The organism is Rhizobium sp. 11_C7_N12_5 (genome assembly GCF_051811145.1).
Classification (GTDB): domain Bacteria; phylum Pseudomonadota; class Alphaproteobacteria; order Rhizobiales; family Rhizobiaceae; genus Rhizobium; species Rhizobium lusitanum.
Genome location: NZ_JBPWPY010000001.1, coordinates 2,280,607 through 2,297,368, shown reverse-complemented (window position 1 = coordinate 2,297,368; position 16,762 = coordinate 2,280,607). Strand labels below are relative to the sequence as shown.

Sequence of the window (16,762 nt, the reverse complement as noted above, 5' to 3'; positions counted from 1 at the left end):
GTGTTCGGGTCTATTCGGCGGCCTGGTAGTTTGCCGCTCTTGCGGCCGATGTCCGCGGGCCGACGGCGGCGAGCAGCGTGATCGCGACAGCCAGGATCGTCACGAAGCCGATGCCGGCGATATAGGGGTTCCAACCGTAGCTGGGGGCTGCGCCGAAGACAGCCGAGGCTGCCGCCAGGACAATACCGCCGCCGATCTGGAAGGAGGCAAAGAGCATGCCCGAAGCCAGACCGGACTTATCCTCTTCGATATCGGACAGTGCCGCGACCTGAATGGACGGATAGGTCATGGCATAGCCGACGCCGAGCAGGAGCTGCGAGATGGCGACCAGCACGATCGTGTCGATCTGGCCGACCGAGAGCACCCAGAAAAGATAGCTGATGGCTTGTAGTCCGACGCCGAACGTCATTAGCAAAGTCGTGCCGCGGGCCTGCCCGATCGTGGCGAAGCGAGGGGCGAGGAACATCACGCAGACGCCGCCGAGGGCGAAGGCGAAGCCGGTGGCGAAGGCCGACCAGCCGACGACATTCTGGTAGTAAAGCGTCGCAATGAACTGGAAGCCGACATAGGCACCCTGGAACAGCGCAGCGACGGCATTGGCGTGGCTGAGCTTGGCGCGGCGGAACATGGCAAGCGGCACCATTGGGTCGGCATGGCGTGACTCGACCAGCAGGAACAGCAGGATCAGCGCCAGTGCCGCCACCAGTGATCCCCAGGTGGCAAATGCCTGCCAGCCGTCGGCCGCGGCGTTGGTGACGCCGAAGACGAAGAGCAGCAGTCCGGGGGTGATGGTGATTGCGCCTGCCCAGTCGAAGCGGGCGCGTGGGCCGCTTCGCTTGTGATCGGCGGGCAGGACGAAGGGCGCGACAATCAGCGCAAGGATGGCGACGGGGGCACCCATGACGATGGTTGCGCGCCAGCTGATGATGGTCGCGGCCCCACCCAGCACCATGCCGAGCACGAAGCCGGCGGCGCCTGTCGAGGAGAATACGCCGAGCGCCTTGGCGCGGGCGTTGCCTTCTCCGAAGACGGAGAGCAGCAGTGCGAGGGCTGCCGGCGCGGTGAAGGCGGCGGCGATGCCCTTGATCAGGCGTGCGGCGATCAGGGTCGGCGCGCTATCGACGAAGCCGCCGGCAATGCTCGCGGCAGCAAAGACGCCGAGCGACCAGAGAAACACGCGGCGGTGGCCGAAGAGATCGGCAACGCGGCCGCCGAGCAGCAGGAAGCCGCCATAGCCGAGCACATAGGCGCTGACGGCCCATTGCAGCGATGTCGCCTGCATGCCGAGCTCTTTCTGGATTGCGGGCAGGGCCACGCCAATGGTGGAGACGTCCATGGCGTCCAGGAAGTTGGCGGCGCAAAGCAGCAGCAACGCCAAGCCAGCCCCGCTTCGGGTTTGGGAAGAAGTCATCGGGATCGTTCCTTTCTGTGCTGCCGCCTCTTGGGAGGTTGCAAACGGCAGGGAACGAGAAAATGTACACGTTCAAACCCTATTGCAAATTGATAGTAACAATGTCAGGTATTACTGGCGATGATGAATGATGCAACGCTTCGAAAAATCGATCTCAATCTGCTGCTCGCCTTTTCCGTGCTGATGCAGGAGCGGAATGTGAGCCGCGCGGCCGAGCGCCTGTTGCTGGGTCAGCCGGGCCTTTCCGCCGCGTTACGCCGGTTGCGCGAGACGCTGGATGACGAATTGTTCGTGCGCGTCGGGCGCGGTTTGCAGCCGACGCCGCGGGCGCTTTCCATTGCGCCGGCGATCGAGGATGCGCTGTCCGGCATCGAGCGCGCCATTCGCCCGCCGGCGGCCTTCGATCCGGCGGACTGGCAGGGCGAGTTCCGCGTCGGCATGTGCGACAATCTCGAATCCTCCTTCTTCGGGCCGCTGGTGGCAAGGTTGCGTCAGGAAGCGCCGAATGCGCGGCTGGTCAGCGTGGCGTTCGATAAGCGCGACGCTGCGCGCCTGCTGGACGAGGGCGCCTATGACTTCAGCATCTCCGTGCATGACGAGCCTGCCTCCTGGCATATTCGCGCGCCGTTGTTCGAGCAGGCATCGCTCTGCATCTACGATCCCCGCCATCTCAAATGCCCCGCGCCGCTCACACTGAAGCAATTTGCCAGTGCGCCGCATGTGACCGTCTCCATTGAAGGCACGATATCCACAAATGTGGATGCCGCTCTGGCGCGCCTCGGTTATCGTCGCCAGGTCGTGGCGACCGCGCCGCGTTTTTCCGCTCTGCCGATGACATTGCGGGCCATTCCGGCCATTGCGACCATCCCGGAATCCATCGCCCGCTGCATGGCGCAGCTGCATGATCTGACGGTTTCGGTGCCGCCATTCGAACTGCCGGCCGACCCGGTGACGATGCTCTATCGGCGCGTCGATCAGGCCGACAGCCGGGCCGTTTGGTTGCGCCGCCTGTTCGTGGACGTGGTGACTGAAGCGCTGGAGGCGAGCGGCTGCAGCATAGGCGTTTCCACGGCCGCCTGTTGCTACGACCCGCCGGCCCTGGCCGAGGCGGTCTAGCCCGAAGGCGGTCTTCATGGTGCGGCACACTCAACGTCTGTCTTTGCGTATGCCGGAAGACCGGGATCTTGCCTTCGTCACGTCACTTTTTGCCCGTCCCGAGCTTGTTGCCCATCGACCGAATCCGACGCCGGATTCACCTGAGGAGAGCGCCCGGCGCCTTTCCCGTGACCGGGCGCACTGGCGTGTGCACGGATTTGGACGCTGGACGATCGAGGCTGAAGGGCGGCCGATCGGGTTCGGTGGCGTGACCGTCTCGAAGGAGTTCGAGGGGCTCAATCTTTCCTATCACCTGCATCCCGATTGCTGGGGACGCGGCTATGCCACGGAACTGGTGAAGGAGGCTCTGGCCTTTTCGCGCGACGACTTACGTGCCGAGCGAGTGATCGGCCTCGTTCGACCCGTCAATGTGGCTTCCCGGCGCGTACTCGAAAAATGCGGTTTCGACTTCGAGCGGGAAGTGATGCTGCATGGCGCGCCGACGCATCTTTTGTCCTGCCGGATGACCCGCGTGAGTAGCGACATAGTCGAATAGATCGACCTCACGGCCAGGATGTCGTCATTATTTCCCATCCGGGCACGCCGCCGCCGCATTGCGCGCAGCGGCCTAGCCGTCGGGATAGGGCATGCCATCCTTGTGCACGAACCGGCCGTCGGTGCTGGAACTCATCATGTCGATGTCGGAGCAAGTGATGAGGTCGGTCGGCGAGCGCGCGCCGGCTTCGAGATAAACCGCCGTCGTGTCCGACTTGTTGATCATGTGATGGCCGTTTCCGGAGCCCTTCGGGAAGGTGGCGCAATCGCCGGCGCGCAGCACCGTCTCGCCCTCATCCTCGATCAGCGCCAGCTCGCCCTCCAGCACATAGACGAATTCGTCTTCCTCCGAATGCCAATGCCGCTGGCTCGACCAATTGCCGGACGGCAACCGCATGAGATTGACCCCGAAATCCGTAAGGCCGCCGGCATCCCCCAGCCGCTGCCGTACGCGCGCGGCGCATGGATCGTTGAATGGGGCGGGGTAGCGGGTGCCTTTGTGTTTCGCCACGGCTGCAATGTCGATCTTCGGCATGAGGGTTCTGCCTGGGATTTGCTATTGGGGGAGGCTGTCGGCGTCGAGGGGAGTTTAGCAATGATTGCTGGTCATGGTCCAGTTTGGTGTCGCGAACACTTCTTTTAGGGTGCTGGACGGGCAAGCGCCAAAGAATGCACTCGGTGTTGCCTTCATGCCTTCAACCAACCATGATGTACGGTATTAGCATTAGAGGGCAGCAAATGCTTGGAGTCAGAGTGCTAGTCGGGGCTTTAGCGGTCTTCGCACACGTCACGACGCTCGCCGCCGCATGCGATCAGACCATCACCGTATCCAACTGGAAATCCTGCGCCGTAGGCCGTCTTGGAACGACTGCTGGCGTGTCGGATTGGAATGCAGTTCCTCAATGGGTACGAGACAACAAAATCAAGCCGTACTTCTTTGGAGATCCTCGGCTTCTCGCCGTGCATGGTCTCTGCAATGCGAAATTCCATCGCGTGGTGCTGTGCTTGCCGGGATGGCAAGAGAGCGAAGATAAAGACGCGTGCTGGTACATGATTTGCAGCGGGCACCAAGCCTCTCAAGGCTGATCGCAATCACTGCTTTGTGCAGCAAACCTTTCGAACGAACGCGTTACCCCAAGTAGCGATGGCATCGTCTGGAATGGAGCCGCTGGCCTTCAGTTTGGTCAACAGCGCCTCGGCGTCGTCAGGGTCAAACGTTCGGTCGAGCGTGATGGCAAACCAGCCGTTACTTGCGAGGAAGGCCGTAAGCGGAAGCGGCGAACCGCGAACGTATTGCTCGGTCTGGGGGTAGTTGTCGAAGCTCTTCACCTGGACGAACTGTGAACCATAAGGCCCAGCGCCAAACTCCGCGACCCAGACCCAAGAGCGGAACATGTAGCCGACCTTGTTTCCGATCCGGACATGGAACCACTTGCCGGTATCGTCCAGAATGGTAAGCGAGCTGCCGTTCATGAAGGTCACAACGGTTTGCGAATCCGAAGAGGGGGCGGCCTTAAGCGGTGCTTGTCCTTTGTAGTTCTGCACGCGGCCGCTTTTGGCAACTGGGATAGCGAGCGACGGCAACGGCTCCGCGGTTGGCGGTAAGCTTGCCTGGGTTGATGGTTGCTGGGACGCAGCTTGGCCGGCTGGAGGCAGAGCGAGCGGCTTGATGCTTGGGAGAGGCATAGTTGCCGTCTGAGCAGTAGGGGCTTCGCTCGGTTGCGTTCCGGTCATCGTAAGGTGATATTTCTCCATTTCGCTGCCGGAGAGATATCGGATGTCATCGCTGTTATAGGTAAGGGCGAGCTGGAGGAGGGCAGGATCTACGCCCATCTCTGTCATGTAGGCAATGATATTGGCCGTCATCTGCTGAACAGCTGAAACGGCATCCGCAACATTCAGCGTTGTCTCGTCTGAGAACGATGATTTATGGACACCGATGGCGCCCGGCTGGGCAAAACGTAGAGTGCCTCCCATGAAGGCGAGCGAACATGCCGAGGCGCACTCAAGGGCGCGAGCCTGCATGGTAACCAGATGCAGAGACCGAATAAGCCGGCCTAGCTCCATAGCCTTTGCGACACTGCCACCGGGAGAACTGAAGGTCACAGCCTGCGTGTTGCTAATCTGAGCAGAGGTAACGAACTTGGAAAGATCGTCCGTGCTCTCAAATTCACCGTTCACTATGAGATAATGCAACCCGTTATCGGTCACCCCGGGGGTGTACGACAGGGCCGCCAACACCGGGCTACCGCTCGCCGCCAATAAACCAAGAGCTACCAGCAAGGCAGCGCCTCTATATTTTCCGCAAGGCAAATTCGGCATAACACGAAAGACCCAGGACTACCCCGAAGGTATAGTGGGACATCGCCGCGCGTTTCACAAGATGGGTGTGTTAACCAATTGGAATGATCGTTAAGGGCGAGTCCGGCTGACGCACCCCATCGAGACCTTCCTACCATCTAATGTGTCCAACCTTTGTGCTCTAGCCATGTGAAGTAGCGGGCCATTCCAAGGTCTAGGAAGCTAAGCTGTTTTGAGCTTTCAATGCATTAGGAAATTATTGGCGCACCGCGCCGGGTGATGATGATAACTACGTCTACCCCTACGTCTACGCCATAGCTCTCTAAGCCCGCCTAAATGCACCCGCCTCGACGATCAGGCAAAATCCCACCAAGCAAGGACCATCGCAATGCATACATCATCTGAAGGCTACAAGACCGGTGCTGCGGCCTATGTCGGCGGGCGACCAGGCTATCCGCCCGAGGCGCTGGACTGGTTGCGCGGCATCGTGGGTGTCGGACCCGGCCGGAAAGTTCTGGAATTGGGTGCCGGCACAGGAAAGTTTATGCCCTTGTTGCGGCAATGCGGAGGAACCCTCGTTGCGGTTGAGCCTATCGATGCCATGCGCGAGCAATTTACGGCCGACTTTCCGGAGGTCCAGGCTCTGGCCGGTTCGGCGGAAGCTATCCCCTTGCCAGACGCATCCGTTGATGCCGTCGTCTGCGCGCAGGCATTCCACTGGTTCGCAAACGCAGCCGCCTTGCAGGAGATCAGGCGGATTCTCGCGCCGGGCGGCGTGCTGGGGCTCATTTGGAATGGGCGGGACGGACCGTGCCATGGGTCGCTGAACTGTCCGCCATCACGGACGAGTGGGAGGGAAATACGCCCCGCTATGTGACGGGGGAATGGCGCCGCGTCTTTCCCGCACCTGGATTTGAGTTCATCGATGAGCGCCATGCCCGCAACGCACATGTTGGAACGGCAGAACAGGTCATTGTCAAACGGACATTATCCGTCAGCTTCATCGCGGCCTTGCCTCAGCAGAAACAGGCGGAAGTCGAAAAGCGGGTAAGGGCGCTGATCGCGCGAACCCCTGAACTCTCAAAGGGCGGTGACATTTCCTTCCCTTATGAGACGAGCATGTTTGCCTATCGCAAGCTGTAGCCAGGCCCGCCGTCAGGCACTGGACTTGCCACTTCGGACGATCCATAATTAATTGTCTCGATATTATATGGATCATCCACGTGGACCCGCTAAGCGATGTGATTGCCCTGCTTCGGCCGAACACGGCCATCTCGAAGCCCATTTCTGGCCGGGGCACCTGGGCCGTACGCTATGCCGCGCATGACGCCCCCGGCTTTACGATCATTCTCAAGGGCGAATGCTGGATTGCATTTGAAGGCGAAGAGCCCTTGAAGCTGGAAACGGGAGCATTTCTGCTCCTGCCCTCGACCCCTGCCTTTACCTTGAGCAGTCGTCCCGGCCTGGGCGGGACACCGACAGACCCGATGGATGTGCCCGTGCGCCATGGCGAGCAGGAGGGTGAAGCGGATTTCATAGCGCTGGGCGGCACGTTTCGTATCGAGGCGGCGAACGCGCCGCTGCTGCTCGCCCTGTTGCCGCGCATGATCCATGTTCCGCCATCAGAAGGGCGATCGGCTCGGCTCGGACGGCTGATCGATCTCATCGCCGAGGAGTGCCGTGGCGACGAGCCGGGCAAGGATATGATCCTCCAGCGCATGCTTGAAGTTCTTCTCATCGAGGCGCTTCGCTCGCAGGGAACCACCATGGGCGAAGACCGCGCTGGTCTGCTGCATGGCATGCGCGATCCGGCGCTCGCGCGCGTGCTTGCGGCGATGCATGCCGATGTGCGCGCAGACTGGACAGTTGCAGGCCTTGCCCGAATCGCCGGCCAATCGCGTTCCGCCTTTGCCGCGCGCTTTGGCGCGGAGCTCGGCTGCGGTCCGATCGAATATCTCGTCCGCTGGCGGATGGCGCTGGCCAAGGATGCCTTGTTGCGCGGCGCAAAGTCCCTCGACCGGATCGCCGACGACATCGGCTACGATTCTGCCAGCGCCTTCAGCACGGCGTTCCGTAAGCGGCTTGGGTGTCCGCCAGGAAGATTTGCCCGGATGAATGGCAGCGTCGGCCACGCCTGAGATCAAGGGCGGGCGAGTTTATTGCCGACCTGGACGATTGAACAATATAAATGGATAATGAATTATATTTCGTCCAGATGATCGGCGCTATCAAGGAACCATCCGAAACGAATGGAGGTTCCCATGCAAACGATCCTGATCACCGGCACATCCTCTGGCTACGGCCTGGAGACGGCACGCCATTTCCTCGACAAGGGCTGGAATGTGATCGCCACGATGCGCCGCCCCGACGCCAGCCTTTTCCCGGCCTCGCCCCGGCTGCGCGTTATGCCGCTTGATGTGACAAGCGACGAGAGTATCGCCGCCGCCGTCGCGGCCGCCGGCCCCATTGACGTGCTGGTCAATAATGCCGGCATCGGTGTTGTGGGCGCGTTCGAGGCGACGCCGATGGCGCACATCCGCAAGGTCTTCGCCACCAACACGTTCGGCGTCATGGCTATGTGCCAGGCCGTCATACCGCAGATGCGTGAACGCCGGTCCGGCGTGATCGTCAACGTGACCTCGAGCGTGACGCTCGCCGCCATGCCGCTGGCGGCGGCCTATACCGCGAGCAAGCAGGCGATCGAGGGTTTTACCGGCTCGCTCGCGCATGAACTTGGCTATTTCAATGTCCGCGCCAAGCTGGTCGAGCCCGGCTATGCCCCGACGACGCGTTTCGCACAGAATACGGATGTGCGGATCGAGGATCTGATCCCGCCGACCTATGCCGGCTTCGCGACGCCGATCTTCGCGGAATTTGCTCACCCCGCCATGACGACGAAGGAAACGGATGTCGCCGCGGCCATATGGGATGCAGCCCACGACACAACAGGTCGCCTTCAGTTTCCGGGCGGTGCCGACGCGGTCGCGCTCTACGAGGCTCGTCACCGGTAAGCGCAAAGCGTCCTGATCATCAAAGGACAATCACAGCGCAGCATCGGCCTCCCCGCCGGTGCTGCCTGTTCGTCGGCCATCTTTACCATCCAAAGAATACGAACTTTTCTCCGCCGAATGCCGCCGTTTTTAAATGCGGAGCGGGTGTAGGGGGGTGTTACCTTTGTCACAAGTCACAGTGAACTGAACCCAACCCCGAAGTCACGGTAATATAAGGAAAATCCCTATCGTGGCGCTAACGCGGGACAGCGCGGGAAATGCAAAACGGTGGCCGAAAGAGCCGATAAAGCGCGCAAGCTTTGGCACAGATTCACGCATTCTTCTCGCATTGTTCTGCCAATCGCGCTGACAAGAACGCATTCTTCCTAAAGCCGACTAGCAAAGGGATGTCGCGGGTTCCACCCTAGTTTTCGCGCGCAGGCAGCCAGCCAACGGATTGAGCGACTGCCAGCAAGATGGGGCGGGGATGAGGTTTAGAGGTGGGAAAAGATTGCGCACCGTTCCGAGCGATTGCCCACCACATGCAAGCATCTGAGTTTATTGGTTATTTACGCCCCAAGCAAAGGTGCGAACCGGTCGGATGGTGGGAAGGCCAAAAAATCGAGCGACAAGACGCGTCGGCGATCTGAGCTAGGCGTTCTTAAAACGCGGACCCGGAGCAAAATGTTGTCTTGAGATAGGCCACCGCAGCATCGGTACGGGCGTCGTCTGCTTGGCTGCCTTTCGATACGCCATAAGAGTCAGAGCACTTGCCGTCAGTGCTAACGGCACACGTGCCGTTAAATTGAAGAAACGAAAAGTCATCGAAACGGTTGAACTTCACAAACTTGGAGAAGTCGATCTTAGTTTCGCCAGAGCCTTTCCCATAGTTCCCCTTCCACCTAGCGATGTAATTGCAATCGTTGATCCGCTCGACGCTAACCTCGGTTCGCGTCGGCCTGCTGGGGGAAACTGTTATATGGTAAACCGCTGGCGACGCTGTGACCTGCTGTATCGAGAAGTGCGTGGCACCGTCATCATACGTTCTGCCGTCCTCGGCTCCGAAGAGGATAAAGGCCGCCGTTTCTTCCGCATTTTGCGCCTGGGCTGTCCCTGCGGACAACAGCGCCGCCAATCCAATGCACACAGCTTTGCTCACTCGTTACTCTCCAGTTGTGACGTCAGAACGTGTGGCGCAAGGTTGTGCACATCGAGACGCTCCCTTCAAGCGAAAACCGCAGCTCTGGATTGCGCTCACTTACATACGAGATGTCAATTTCTCAGTTGCAGAACGATTGTGCGCAATCTAACGTAGCTCCGTTTTGGGGGCGTTATAGTATGCAGTACGCAGATTTATTTAGATCAATAGTTGCATCAACATTTCTTAATTCTACTTATAAGGTAATGTCTCCGCCATAACGGCCGACAAACCAACCCACCTCATCAGCACTTTTGCACCTTGTCCCGCCGTCACGTTGTGGCCGGCTGATGCTCACGGCTGCCCTATCAAAGGCGGACCAGCATCAGGCCAAACGTTTGCCGGTACCGGGTTGGCTATCTGCTTTCTGCAATCTTTTTTTCAGCTCAAATTCCAGACGGGGCAACGTCGCCGCGATCTCTTCGGTATCTCGCATGTCGCCAACGACTTTCGATAGTTCGTTGTAGAGATTGGCCGCCTCGCGCGCCAAGCGCCGAATAGGCGGCTTTTGCCCAACAGATCGGTAGATCTCAGCAACACGATCAGACAGCGATTCCATTAGCTCAACGTCCAGCTGATCGGGTGTCTGGTTAGTGTTTGTTCGACCCTCGAACATCTCGCCATGGCCGCCAATCAGCCAGTTCATATTAACAGAAAATCTCTGTTTATACATGGCAAGGAACTGCAGGTCCGGCTCACTGTCGCCCCGCTCATATCCCCCTAGCGTCTCGGCATTCATCTCCAATACCTCAGCGAGCCGCAGCCTAGCCTCAAAGCCAAGCGCTTTTCTAACGTCGGTCAGCCTCTGCCCGAGAGGCGTTCTGGATATCTGGGGACGCGCCATCGCAAATACAGAAATTCTCTGTTTTCAAAACAGCGAATCTCTGTTAACTCTCCTCTTAGTCCACCGCTGATGCGGAGGACAACTGTACCAAGTGTTCCAACAAAAAGCGGATGCGCCAACACCCGCTTTCGAAGGGAGAAATCCTGTGAGTGCAACTGTGAAAAAGCCTAAGCTAGACTGGCATGGTATCGTCTCGGCGCTTCACCGCCGTGGTATGACGCTCACCAAGCTCGCCGAGCTTAATAACCTTCCGAAATCTGCATGCCGGAAAGCCAAGACTATCCCATACCGCAAAGCCGAGGCTGCCATTGCTTCGTTCCTTGGCATGAAGGTCGAAGAGCTTTGGCCGGATCGGTATCCCGTCAAGAAATCCCGCATCCTTGATAGCAAATATGAGGGATCGTTAGAAAGCCAAAAATCTGCCTTGGCCGCTGACATCAGGGCAGCCGCATGAACAAGATGTTGTCAGCCAATACCAAGGTCGCTGACCGGGCGGTGCTATCCGCACTTGTTGCGGATATCGACGTGCCCGATGACCGCGCCCGCCAGCTGGACGAAACCTGGGTGGCTGCACTGGCGGCCATCCTCCAAACGGAAGTGTTGCAGCATCCCATTCGTCTCCGTCTGGTCGACAACCGGCTCCGGCTGGTTACCGGTCTGCACCGCCTTGAAGCCTTCCGGCTCAATGGCGAGCAGGAAATCCCATACACTCTATCCCAGGCTGCTTCCGACGATGAGGCGCGCATGGAAGAGGTCATGGAGAACCTTGCGCGGCAAGATCTGAAGGCCCTCGATCGCTGCCACCACCTCTACGAACTGAAGCAGGTCTATGAGCGTCTTTATCCCGCCGCCAAGCGCGGTGGCGATCGTGGAAATCAGCACACTGGCGGCAAACGGCAGATTTTGCCGTTTGCCAACGACGACCAACCAGCACCGGAGGTTTTTGGCTTCTCGGTTGCTGTGGCGGAAAAGGTGGGGCTGTCCGAACGCGCAATCCGCATAGCGGTCGCGATTTGGAAGGGGCTGTCGGTTGCGTCCCGCGCTCGTTGCGCCGAGACATGGCTCGCAGGGCATCAGGGCAACCTGAAGCTTCTTTCCGAGCAGACGCCCGCCATCCAGATCAAGGTTCTCGACCTCATGATGGGGGATGACCCAAAGGCGTCGAGCGTAACCGACGCGCTGGCCATTATCGAAAACGGCCGGCTGCCAAACCACGTTGAGAAGAAGTTCGAGTCTCTCAACCGGGCGATCACCAAGCTGCTTGACGATGAACTTGAGACGGCTTTCGCTCCTCATACCGATCGCATTGTGAAGTGGTTGCAGCGTACGGGGCGGATCTGATGCCAAAGCGCCGCGACACAGAAACCCTCGATTTGTGGCGGGACTATCAGCCCCAGGAAGTCGCGGCGCGCATCGACCCGGACCTCACTAAGGGCGGCACGCTCGACGTAAAGATCTGCCGCGTCGTGAAATTGGCGATGGACAAATACGGAAAGTCCCGAGCCGAGATCGCCCAGGAAATGTCCGAGTATCTCGACCAGCGGGTGACGGAGAACATGCTGGATTGCTACGCCAGCCCCGCCCGCAAGGATCACAAGATCACCCTAGAGCGCTTCATCGCGCTCTTGGAGGTGACCGAGTGCTACGACCTTCTGGCATTCGTTTGCGGCTTCGCGGGCTATGTGGCCGTGCCCGAACGGTATGCCGATATCATCGAAATTTGGCGCGAAGACCAAGAGATCGAGGCGCGGACACGCCGCCGCGATTCGCTCATGGGCCGCGTGAAAGGGCTAAGATGACCCCGAGACCGAACCTTCACCCATGCCTTACCTGCCCGCTGCCTGATTGCGACGACAGCTCTCGCCGTTGCGGGCTTCGGGTAGCTGCAAACGAGTACAGCCGCCGCCGCAAGGCGGGGGAGCGCATCCCCGAGGGCCTACGCGCGCAATATACGATCGCATATGCGGAGTTGTATGCTCCCCGCCGCAACGCGAAGCGCCGGAAGGTGCCGGCATGAACTTGGCACTATACCTCACTGCCAAGGAAATTGCGGAAGCTGGCGTCCGCCTGAAGCTCAAGGCTCTGCCGCACAGCAAGCGCGGCGTGCAGGACCACATCGATCGATACGAGTGGGCCACAACACCATTGTGCCGGAAGCGCTCGGGCAGCGAGGGCGGCGGCGGAAACGAGTATCATATTTCCCTTCTTCCCGAAGCGCTTCAATCCGCTCTCCAAGCCGAACATAGCCGCGAAGTTGTCATGGCGGCGCAGCAGCAGCAGAAGGCCCGCGAGTTAGCGCGGCGGGAAGCCTTGTCCACGGTTGACCTGACCGCGCGGCAGCGAGAAGTCATGACCGCGCGCTCGGCCATACTAACCGCGATCGAGCGCTACCAGATTTCTAACGGCCTTTCTCAGCGGCAGGCGATTGATGCCTTCTTAGTGCATCCGGCCGGCGCTGACATCATGGACCACATTCTCGTGACGGCGAACGACCGGGGTAACGAGTCCCGGGATCTCAGCATGAGGACAATTCAACGCTGGTTCGCAACCCGAGAAAAGGCGGGCATCGCCGGCCTTGCGCCTCTGCCCACCAAGGAAAAGCAGGATATGCCGGAATGGTTCTGGTCGTTCCTGTGGTTTTACGCGAAACCCCAAAAGCCCTGCCTGTCGGAAGCGTTAGAAAATTACAAGCAAGGGCTTCCGGCGCATATCATGCCGCCGCACTACGATCAGGTTCGCCGCTTAATGGCTCGCCTAGGCAACGTCGAGCGCCATCGCGGCCGGGAGGGCTCGCAGACGCTGAAAGCGCGCATGGCCTACACGATGCGCTCGACTGCCGATCTCCTCGCGACTTGCATCTATACAGCGGACGGCAAGACCTTCGACGCCGAAGTCGCTCACCCGATCCACGGCCAGCCATTCAGGCCAGAAATCACCTCGGTCGTTGACGTTGCCACGCGCCGTTGCGTCGGTTTCTCGATCGGTTTGGCCGAGAATAGCGGCGGTGTGGTCGACGCCCTCCGCCATGCGTGCGAACAGCACGGTATCCCCGCGATCTTCTATGTCGATCGTGGTCCTGGCTTCCGCAACGAGTTGCTCGACAATCAGCTGACGGGCCTGACCGAGCGAATTGGCATCACCAAGCTCCACTCACTGCCCTACAATTCGCAGGCGCGCGGCATCATCGAGCGGTTCAACGGTTCGGTTTGGAACCGCCTTGCTCGATCGTTCCAAACCTACATCGGCGACATGATGGACCGGCAGGCAAAGCAGCGCGTTTTCAAGGAGACGCGCCGCGACCTGAAGCAGATCGGGACCAGCGCCAAGCTCCCGACATTCATGGAGTTCTTGGAAAGCTGCCGGAACGCGATAGCAGACTACAACGATCGCTCCCATTCCGAGCTACCCGGCAAGATGTCACCCAACCAGTATTGGGAATATCAAGTATCAACCGGTCTCGAAGCTGTGCCGGTTTTGGAACACGAGAAAGACGATCTCTTCCGGCCGTACGTCAAGCGCAAAGTTTCTCGATCGATGGTCGAGTTTCTCACCAATTTCTATTTCCATCTCGGGCTTGAAGAGTTCCACGGCGACCATGTCCTCGTCGGTTACGACATTCACGACGGCTCTAAGGTTTGGGTGCGCGAGATCGATCGTTCCTCCGGTGAGGAGCTTATGGGCCGGTCGATTTGCGTCGCTATCTTCGCGGGCAATGAGGAGCGCTACATTCCGCTGACGATGGAACGCGCCGCGATGGAAAAGCGTGCGACCACCCGCGCCAAGCGCCTTCACGACAAGCTCGCCGTGGTCGAGGCCGAACTGTCTCCCGGCAGATTTTTGGAGCAGGCGGCCGAAAGGCCAATGCCGCTCATCATCGACGCTACGCCCGAGCCGATGGCCCGTGAGCTCGTCCTTGTCACACCATCCAACACGGCGACCGGAGCCGTCGAGAGCCCGCGCAGGCGGACCTTTGCAAGCGACGAGGCGCTTGCGGCGTGGGCTCTCGAAAATCCGGATGATCTCACCAGTAACCAAGTTCGCGTCTTGCGGCAGGCTCTCAACAAAGCCTCGGCAATTGAACTGTTTCGACTGTCAGGCATCGACGTGGACGCGCTTCGAAACCTCATCCGCGCCGCTGCCTGACCAATCTTACCAACGAGGAATTTAGCATGAAGACTGTTTTTGTCGAGACTAGCAACGTTCGGCGTTTCATGTCGGCCTTGTCCGCTCTTGAAGATCGCGGCGCGCAGGAAGCCTGCCTAGTGGTTGTCGATGGGCTTCCCGGCCTTGGGAAAACGACGACGCTCAAACATTGGGTGGCTCAGAATAATTGCATCTACCTACGCGCAAAGAAGGAATGGACGCCGTCGTGGTTCATGACCGAGCTGCTCGATAGCCTGCGGGTGCATCCGCCCCATTCCTTCCAGAAAAAGTACACAAAGGTTCTTGAGGAACTGGCTGTTCGGCAGACTTCCGCCATCATGTCGCGGCGCTCCTTCGGTCTGGTGATTGACGAGGCGGATCACGTTTCGTCCAGGGCGCAGATCCTTGAGACGATCCGCGATATCTCCGACATGATCGAATTGCCCACGATTCTTGTCGGCATGGGGCGCGTTAACGACAACCTTGCTCGGTTCCCGCAGGTTTCCTCCCGCGTTTCTCAGAAGGTCCGGTTTGAAAAGGCGACTAAGGATGATGTGCGTCTGCTCATCAAACAGCGTTGCGAAGTGCCGGTCGCCGCCGATCTTGTAGATTTTGTCCTGACCGTCTCTCAGGGTTTCAATCGCGAGGTGTTGGAAGCTATCGCGAATATCGAGCGTTTCGCCTTCCGGGGTGACTTTGACCCGAACGGTAGCGGCATCGCTTTGCGCGACATGGGCGGGCAGGTCATCATGAATGACCGGCGCAACAATCAGCCAATCATCGTTCCCGAGGTGCTGTGATGGCTGACAAGCTGGACGCCGGCTCATTGCCGACGACAATTCTGCATCATCTCAGCGACGGCGCCTGCCAGACGATTGATGCCTTGAACGAACAACTAGGGCTTGACCGCCGTCAGATTTCTGACGGTGCAGCCAGACTTGTTCTGCGTGGTTACTTGGAACGGATTGAGACGGGCTGCTACCAGCTAACGGACGCCGGCCGAGTAGCTGCAGAACGTGGCGAGGTGATTAAGGCTGGCCCTTGGCGGCCCGATACCGCGAAGGTACGCAAGCCGGTACGGAATACGTTCCGCCAGCGTGTTTGGAGCGCCATGCGGATGGGCGGGACGTTCACGCTTGCCGATGTCGTCATGGCAGCCGCCACCGCCGAGGATGATAATCCGAAGGACAATGCAAGCCGCTTTGTTCGTCACCTGAAGGCTTGCGGCTATATCGCGGAATTGCCGGTTCGGCAGGCCGGTACGCGCCTCACATCTACGGGTTTCAAGCGCTACCGGCTTCTGCGCGATACTGGCCCGATCGCCCCGCAATATCGTCCGAAGAGCGGCGTCATCCACGATTTCAACACCGGTGAGGACATTGCGTGCGCCATCCAACCCTGATGCCTCTCCAAGATCCACAGTGGGTGGACGTGCTGCGTGCCGAGGCGGCAAAGCCTGGGCGCTCCAAACAGGCGATTGCCGACGAACTGGACGTGTCCCGTACGGCAATCTCCTTGATCGTCGCCGGCAAGTATTCGGCCGGCATGGACAAGTTTGCCGAGAAGCACGCCTCGAAGGTCATGGCGCTTTACGCCCATCAAGTCTGGTGCCCGCATTTGCGGGCCTCAATCACCCCCGATGCCTGCGCCGACCATCTCTCGGCTCCCATGAACACCAGCGACCCGGCAAAGCTCAAGCATTGGGCTGCCTGCCGGTCCTGCAAGAACAACCCTCTCGTCAGAGAAAGTGAGGTGAAAAATGCTGTCTGACGCGATCCGTACACTCAGCGAGCGGTTCCGTGCCGGCGTTAAAAACGACGACCCGCGCGGCTTATTCCTAACGTTGCGCGCCTTCGAACTTGAGGCGCGCAACATGGAAAACAGGCTCGAACAGCTGACCCATTGCCCGCATGTACCGCTGGACGGTCATCTGGTGAGCTTCGGCGGGAAAGGGGAACAACATGCTTAAGGTGTCCTTCTTCCTGCAACTGCTGCGGCAAGCATTAGAGACCTCGTTGCAGAACGAATTGCCGATTTCCCGCGATTCGCTGGAAGGCTCCATTCGCATCCTCAAGGTCTGCGAGGAGCATTCCGCGGCGATGGAACGGCGTCTTGAAACGCCTGATCCAACCGCTCTGCCGAGCAACGTCGTCTCTCTCAAGGCGTGGCTCGAAGCCAAGCAGCCCGTCTCGCAATTTCCCATCCAGTAGCCACGAGGACCATTA

20 protein-coding genes are annotated in these 16,762 nt (G+C 59.4%); 15 read left to right on the top strand and 5 right to left on the bottom strand.

The window, feature by feature from the left end:
- Positions 1-10: 10 nt before the first annotated feature.
- Positions 11-1,411: an MFS transporter gene (locus tag AB8B29_RS11325; protein WP_113118472.1), complete on the bottom strand. Its 1,401-nt coding sequence runs from the start codon at positions 1,409-1,411 to the stop codon at positions 11-13.
- A 120-nt stretch (positions 1,412-1,531) separates the two neighbouring features.
- Here AB8B29_RS11325 and AB8B29_RS11320 point away from each other — a divergent pair, with 120 nt between their 5' ends.
- A complete protein-coding gene (locus AB8B29_RS11320; RefSeq protein WP_113118473.1) occupies positions 1,532-2,527 on the top strand; it encodes a LysR family transcriptional regulator in 996 nt (331 codons plus the stop codon).
- Between the two features lie 16 nt (positions 2,528-2,543).
- Positions 2,544-3,062 (top strand): GNAT family N-acetyltransferase, encoded by a 519-nt coding sequence (locus AB8B29_RS11315; RefSeq protein WP_113118474.1) that lies wholly within the window; start codon positions 2,544-2,546, stop codon positions 3,060-3,062.
- Between the two features lie 72 nt (positions 3,063-3,134).
- Here AB8B29_RS11315 and AB8B29_RS11310 read toward each other — a convergent pair whose 3' ends face one another.
- Both AB8B29_RS11310 and AB8B29_RS11305 read right to left on the bottom strand, forming a co-directional pair.
- Positions 3,135-3,596 carry a cupin domain-containing protein gene (locus tag AB8B29_RS11310; protein ID WP_113118475.1) on the bottom strand — a complete coding sequence of 154 codons (462 nt, stop codon included), beginning with the start codon at positions 3,594-3,596 and terminating at the stop codon, positions 3,135-3,137.
- 557 nt (positions 3,597-4,153) lie between these two features.
- The gene (locus AB8B29_RS11305) at positions 4,154-5,344 is read right to left on the bottom strand and encodes an SH3 domain-containing protein (RefSeq protein WP_162740587.1); all 1,191 of its coding nucleotides are present in this window, start codon (positions 5,342-5,344) and stop codon (positions 4,154-4,156) included.
- Positions 5,345-5,750: 406 nt separating this feature from the next.
- On the opposite strand from AB8B29_RS11305, the gene AB8B29_RS11300 reads away from it, so the two are divergent.
- The 4 genes from AB8B29_RS11300 to AB8B29_RS11285 all read left to right on the top strand — a co-directional run bounded on the left by AB8B29_RS11300 (position 5,751) and on the right by AB8B29_RS11285 (position 8,373).
- Positions 5,751-6,239, top strand: coding sequence for a class I SAM-dependent methyltransferase (locus AB8B29_RS11300; protein ID WP_439006536.1), 489 nt, complete (start codon positions 5,751-5,753; stop codon positions 6,237-6,239).
- On the top strand, positions 6,236-6,505 hold the full coding sequence (locus AB8B29_RS11295; RefSeq protein WP_439006535.1) for a hypothetical protein: 270 nt from the start codon (positions 6,236-6,238) through the stop codon (positions 6,503-6,505). The genes AB8B29_RS11300 and AB8B29_RS11295 overlap by 4 nt, the downstream gene beginning before the upstream one ends.
- Before the next feature lie 80 nt (positions 6,506-6,585).
- A complete protein-coding gene (locus tag AB8B29_RS11290; protein WP_047638716.1) occupies positions 6,586-7,500 on the top strand; it encodes an AraC family transcriptional regulator in 915 nt (304 codons plus the stop codon).
- 123 nt (positions 7,501-7,623) lie between these two features.
- Positions 7,624-8,373 carry an SDR family oxidoreductase gene (locus AB8B29_RS11285; protein WP_113118477.1) on the top strand — a complete coding sequence of 250 codons (750 nt, stop codon included), beginning with the start codon at positions 7,624-7,626 and terminating at the stop codon, positions 8,371-8,373.
- Positions 8,374-9,013: 640 nt separating this feature from the next.
- On the opposite strand, the gene AB8B29_RS11280 is transcribed toward AB8B29_RS11285, so the two are convergent.
- Together AB8B29_RS11280 and AB8B29_RS11275 are read right to left on the bottom strand one after the other, a co-directional pair.
- Complete coding sequence (locus AB8B29_RS11280; RefSeq protein ID WP_439006534.1) at positions 9,014-9,511, bottom strand: hypothetical protein; 498 nt, start codon at positions 9,509-9,511, stop codon at positions 9,014-9,016.
- Between the two features lie 364 nt (positions 9,512-9,875).
- Positions 9,876-10,289 (bottom strand): helix-turn-helix domain-containing protein, encoded by a 414-nt coding sequence (locus AB8B29_RS11275; RefSeq protein ID WP_439006533.1) that lies wholly within the window; start codon positions 10,287-10,289, stop codon positions 9,876-9,878.
- Positions 10,290-10,539: 250 nt separating this feature from the next.
- Between AB8B29_RS11275 and AB8B29_RS11270 the strand changes: the two genes are divergently transcribed.
- From AB8B29_RS11270 to AB8B29_RS11230, 9 genes are all read left to right on the top strand, one after another.
- The gene (locus AB8B29_RS11270) at positions 10,540-10,848 is read left to right on the top strand and encodes a helix-turn-helix domain-containing protein (RefSeq protein ID WP_439006532.1); all 309 of its coding nucleotides are present in this window, start codon (positions 10,540-10,542) and stop codon (positions 10,846-10,848) included.
- Positions 10,845-11,735: a ParB N-terminal domain-containing protein gene (locus tag AB8B29_RS11265; RefSeq protein WP_439006531.1), complete on the top strand. Its 891-nt coding sequence runs from the start codon at positions 10,845-10,847 to the stop codon at positions 11,733-11,735. Before AB8B29_RS11270 ends, AB8B29_RS11265 begins: the two co-directional genes overlap by 4 nt.
- Complete coding sequence (locus tag AB8B29_RS11260; RefSeq protein ID WP_439006530.1) at positions 11,735-12,193, top strand: hypothetical protein; 459 nt, start codon at positions 11,735-11,737, stop codon at positions 12,191-12,193. Before AB8B29_RS11265 ends, AB8B29_RS11260 begins: the two co-directional genes overlap by 1 nt.
- 214 nt (positions 12,194-12,407) lie before the next feature.
- Positions 12,408-14,537 (top strand): Mu transposase C-terminal domain-containing protein, encoded by a 2,130-nt coding sequence (locus tag AB8B29_RS11255; RefSeq protein WP_439006529.1) that lies wholly within the window; start codon positions 12,408-12,410, stop codon positions 14,535-14,537.
- 26 nt (positions 14,538-14,563) lie between these two features.
- Entirely contained in the window at positions 14,564-15,337 is a 774-nt protein-coding gene (locus tag AB8B29_RS11250) for an AAA family ATPase (RefSeq protein ID WP_439006528.1), read from the top strand.
- Positions 15,337-15,939, top strand: coding sequence for a hypothetical protein (locus AB8B29_RS11245; protein WP_439006527.1), 603 nt, complete (start codon positions 15,337-15,339; stop codon positions 15,937-15,939). The genes AB8B29_RS11250 and AB8B29_RS11245 overlap by 1 nt, the downstream gene beginning before the upstream one ends.
- Positions 15,921-16,307 carry a MarR family transcriptional regulator gene (locus AB8B29_RS11240; RefSeq protein WP_439006526.1) on the top strand — a complete coding sequence of 129 codons (387 nt, stop codon included), beginning with the start codon at positions 15,921-15,923 and terminating at the stop codon, positions 16,305-16,307. The genes AB8B29_RS11245 and AB8B29_RS11240 overlap by 19 nt, the downstream gene beginning before the upstream one ends.
- Positions 16,297-16,506, top strand: a complete 210-nt coding sequence (locus tag AB8B29_RS11235; protein WP_439006525.1) for a hypothetical protein — start codon at positions 16,297-16,299, stop codon at positions 16,504-16,506. The genes AB8B29_RS11240 and AB8B29_RS11235 overlap by 11 nt, the downstream gene beginning before the upstream one ends.
- A complete protein-coding gene (locus AB8B29_RS11230; protein ID WP_439006524.1) occupies positions 16,499-16,747 on the top strand; it encodes a hypothetical protein in 249 nt (82 codons plus the stop codon). The genes AB8B29_RS11235 and AB8B29_RS11230 overlap by 8 nt, the downstream gene beginning before the upstream one ends.
- Positions 16,748-16,762: the final 15 nt, after the last annotated feature.

What these genes read in the sequence shown, in the direction of transcription:
- AB8B29_RS11285 (WP_113118477.1), top strand. Translation starts at nt 7,624, where the DNA reads ATGCAAACGATCCTGATCACCGGCACATCCTCTGGCTACGGCCTGGAG.
- AB8B29_RS11245 (WP_439006527.1), top strand. Translation starts at nt 15,337, where the DNA reads ATGGCTGACAAGCTGGACGCCGGCTCATTGCCGACGACAATTCTGCAT.
- AB8B29_RS11260 (WP_439006530.1), top strand. Translation starts at nt 11,735, where the DNA reads ATGCCAAAGCGCCGCGACACAGAAACCCTCGATTTGTGGCGGGACTAT.
- AB8B29_RS11320 (WP_113118473.1), top strand. Translation starts at nt 1,532, where the DNA reads ATGATGAATGATGCAACGCTTCGAAAAATCGATCTCAATCTGCTGCTC.
- AB8B29_RS11230 (WP_439006524.1), top strand. Translation starts at nt 16,499, where the DNA reads ATGCTTAAGGTGTCCTTCTTCCTGCAACTGCTGCGGCAAGCATTAGAG.
- AB8B29_RS11275 (WP_439006533.1), bottom strand. Translation starts at nt 10,289, where the DNA reads ATGAATGCCGAGACGCTAGGGGGATATGAGCGGGGCGACAGTGAGCCG.
- AB8B29_RS11315 (WP_113118474.1), top strand. Translation starts at nt 2,544, where the DNA reads ATGGTGCGGCACACTCAACGTCTGTCTTTGCGTATGCCGGAAGACCGG.
- AB8B29_RS11310 (WP_113118475.1), bottom strand. Translation starts at nt 3,596, where the DNA reads ATGCCGAAGATCGACATTGCAGCCGTGGCGAAACACAAAGGCACCCGC.
- AB8B29_RS11300 (WP_439006536.1), top strand. Translation starts at nt 5,751, where the DNA reads ATGCATACATCATCTGAAGGCTACAAGACCGGTGCTGCGGCCTATGTC.
- AB8B29_RS11235 (WP_439006525.1), top strand. Translation starts at nt 16,297, where the DNA reads ATGCTGTCTGACGCGATCCGTACACTCAGCGAGCGGTTCCGTGCCGGC.
- AB8B29_RS11250 (WP_439006528.1), top strand. Translation starts at nt 14,564, where the DNA reads ATGAAGACTGTTTTTGTCGAGACTAGCAACGTTCGGCGTTTCATGTCG.
- AB8B29_RS11325 (WP_113118472.1), bottom strand. Translation starts at nt 1,411, where the DNA reads ATGACTTCTTCCCAAACCCGAAGCGGGGCTGGCTTGGCGTTGCTGCTG.
- AB8B29_RS11255 (WP_439006529.1), top strand. Translation starts at nt 12,408, where the DNA reads ATGAACTTGGCACTATACCTCACTGCCAAGGAAATTGCGGAAGCTGGC.
- AB8B29_RS11265 (WP_439006531.1), top strand. Translation starts at nt 10,845, where the DNA reads ATGAACAAGATGTTGTCAGCCAATACCAAGGTCGCTGACCGGGCGGTG.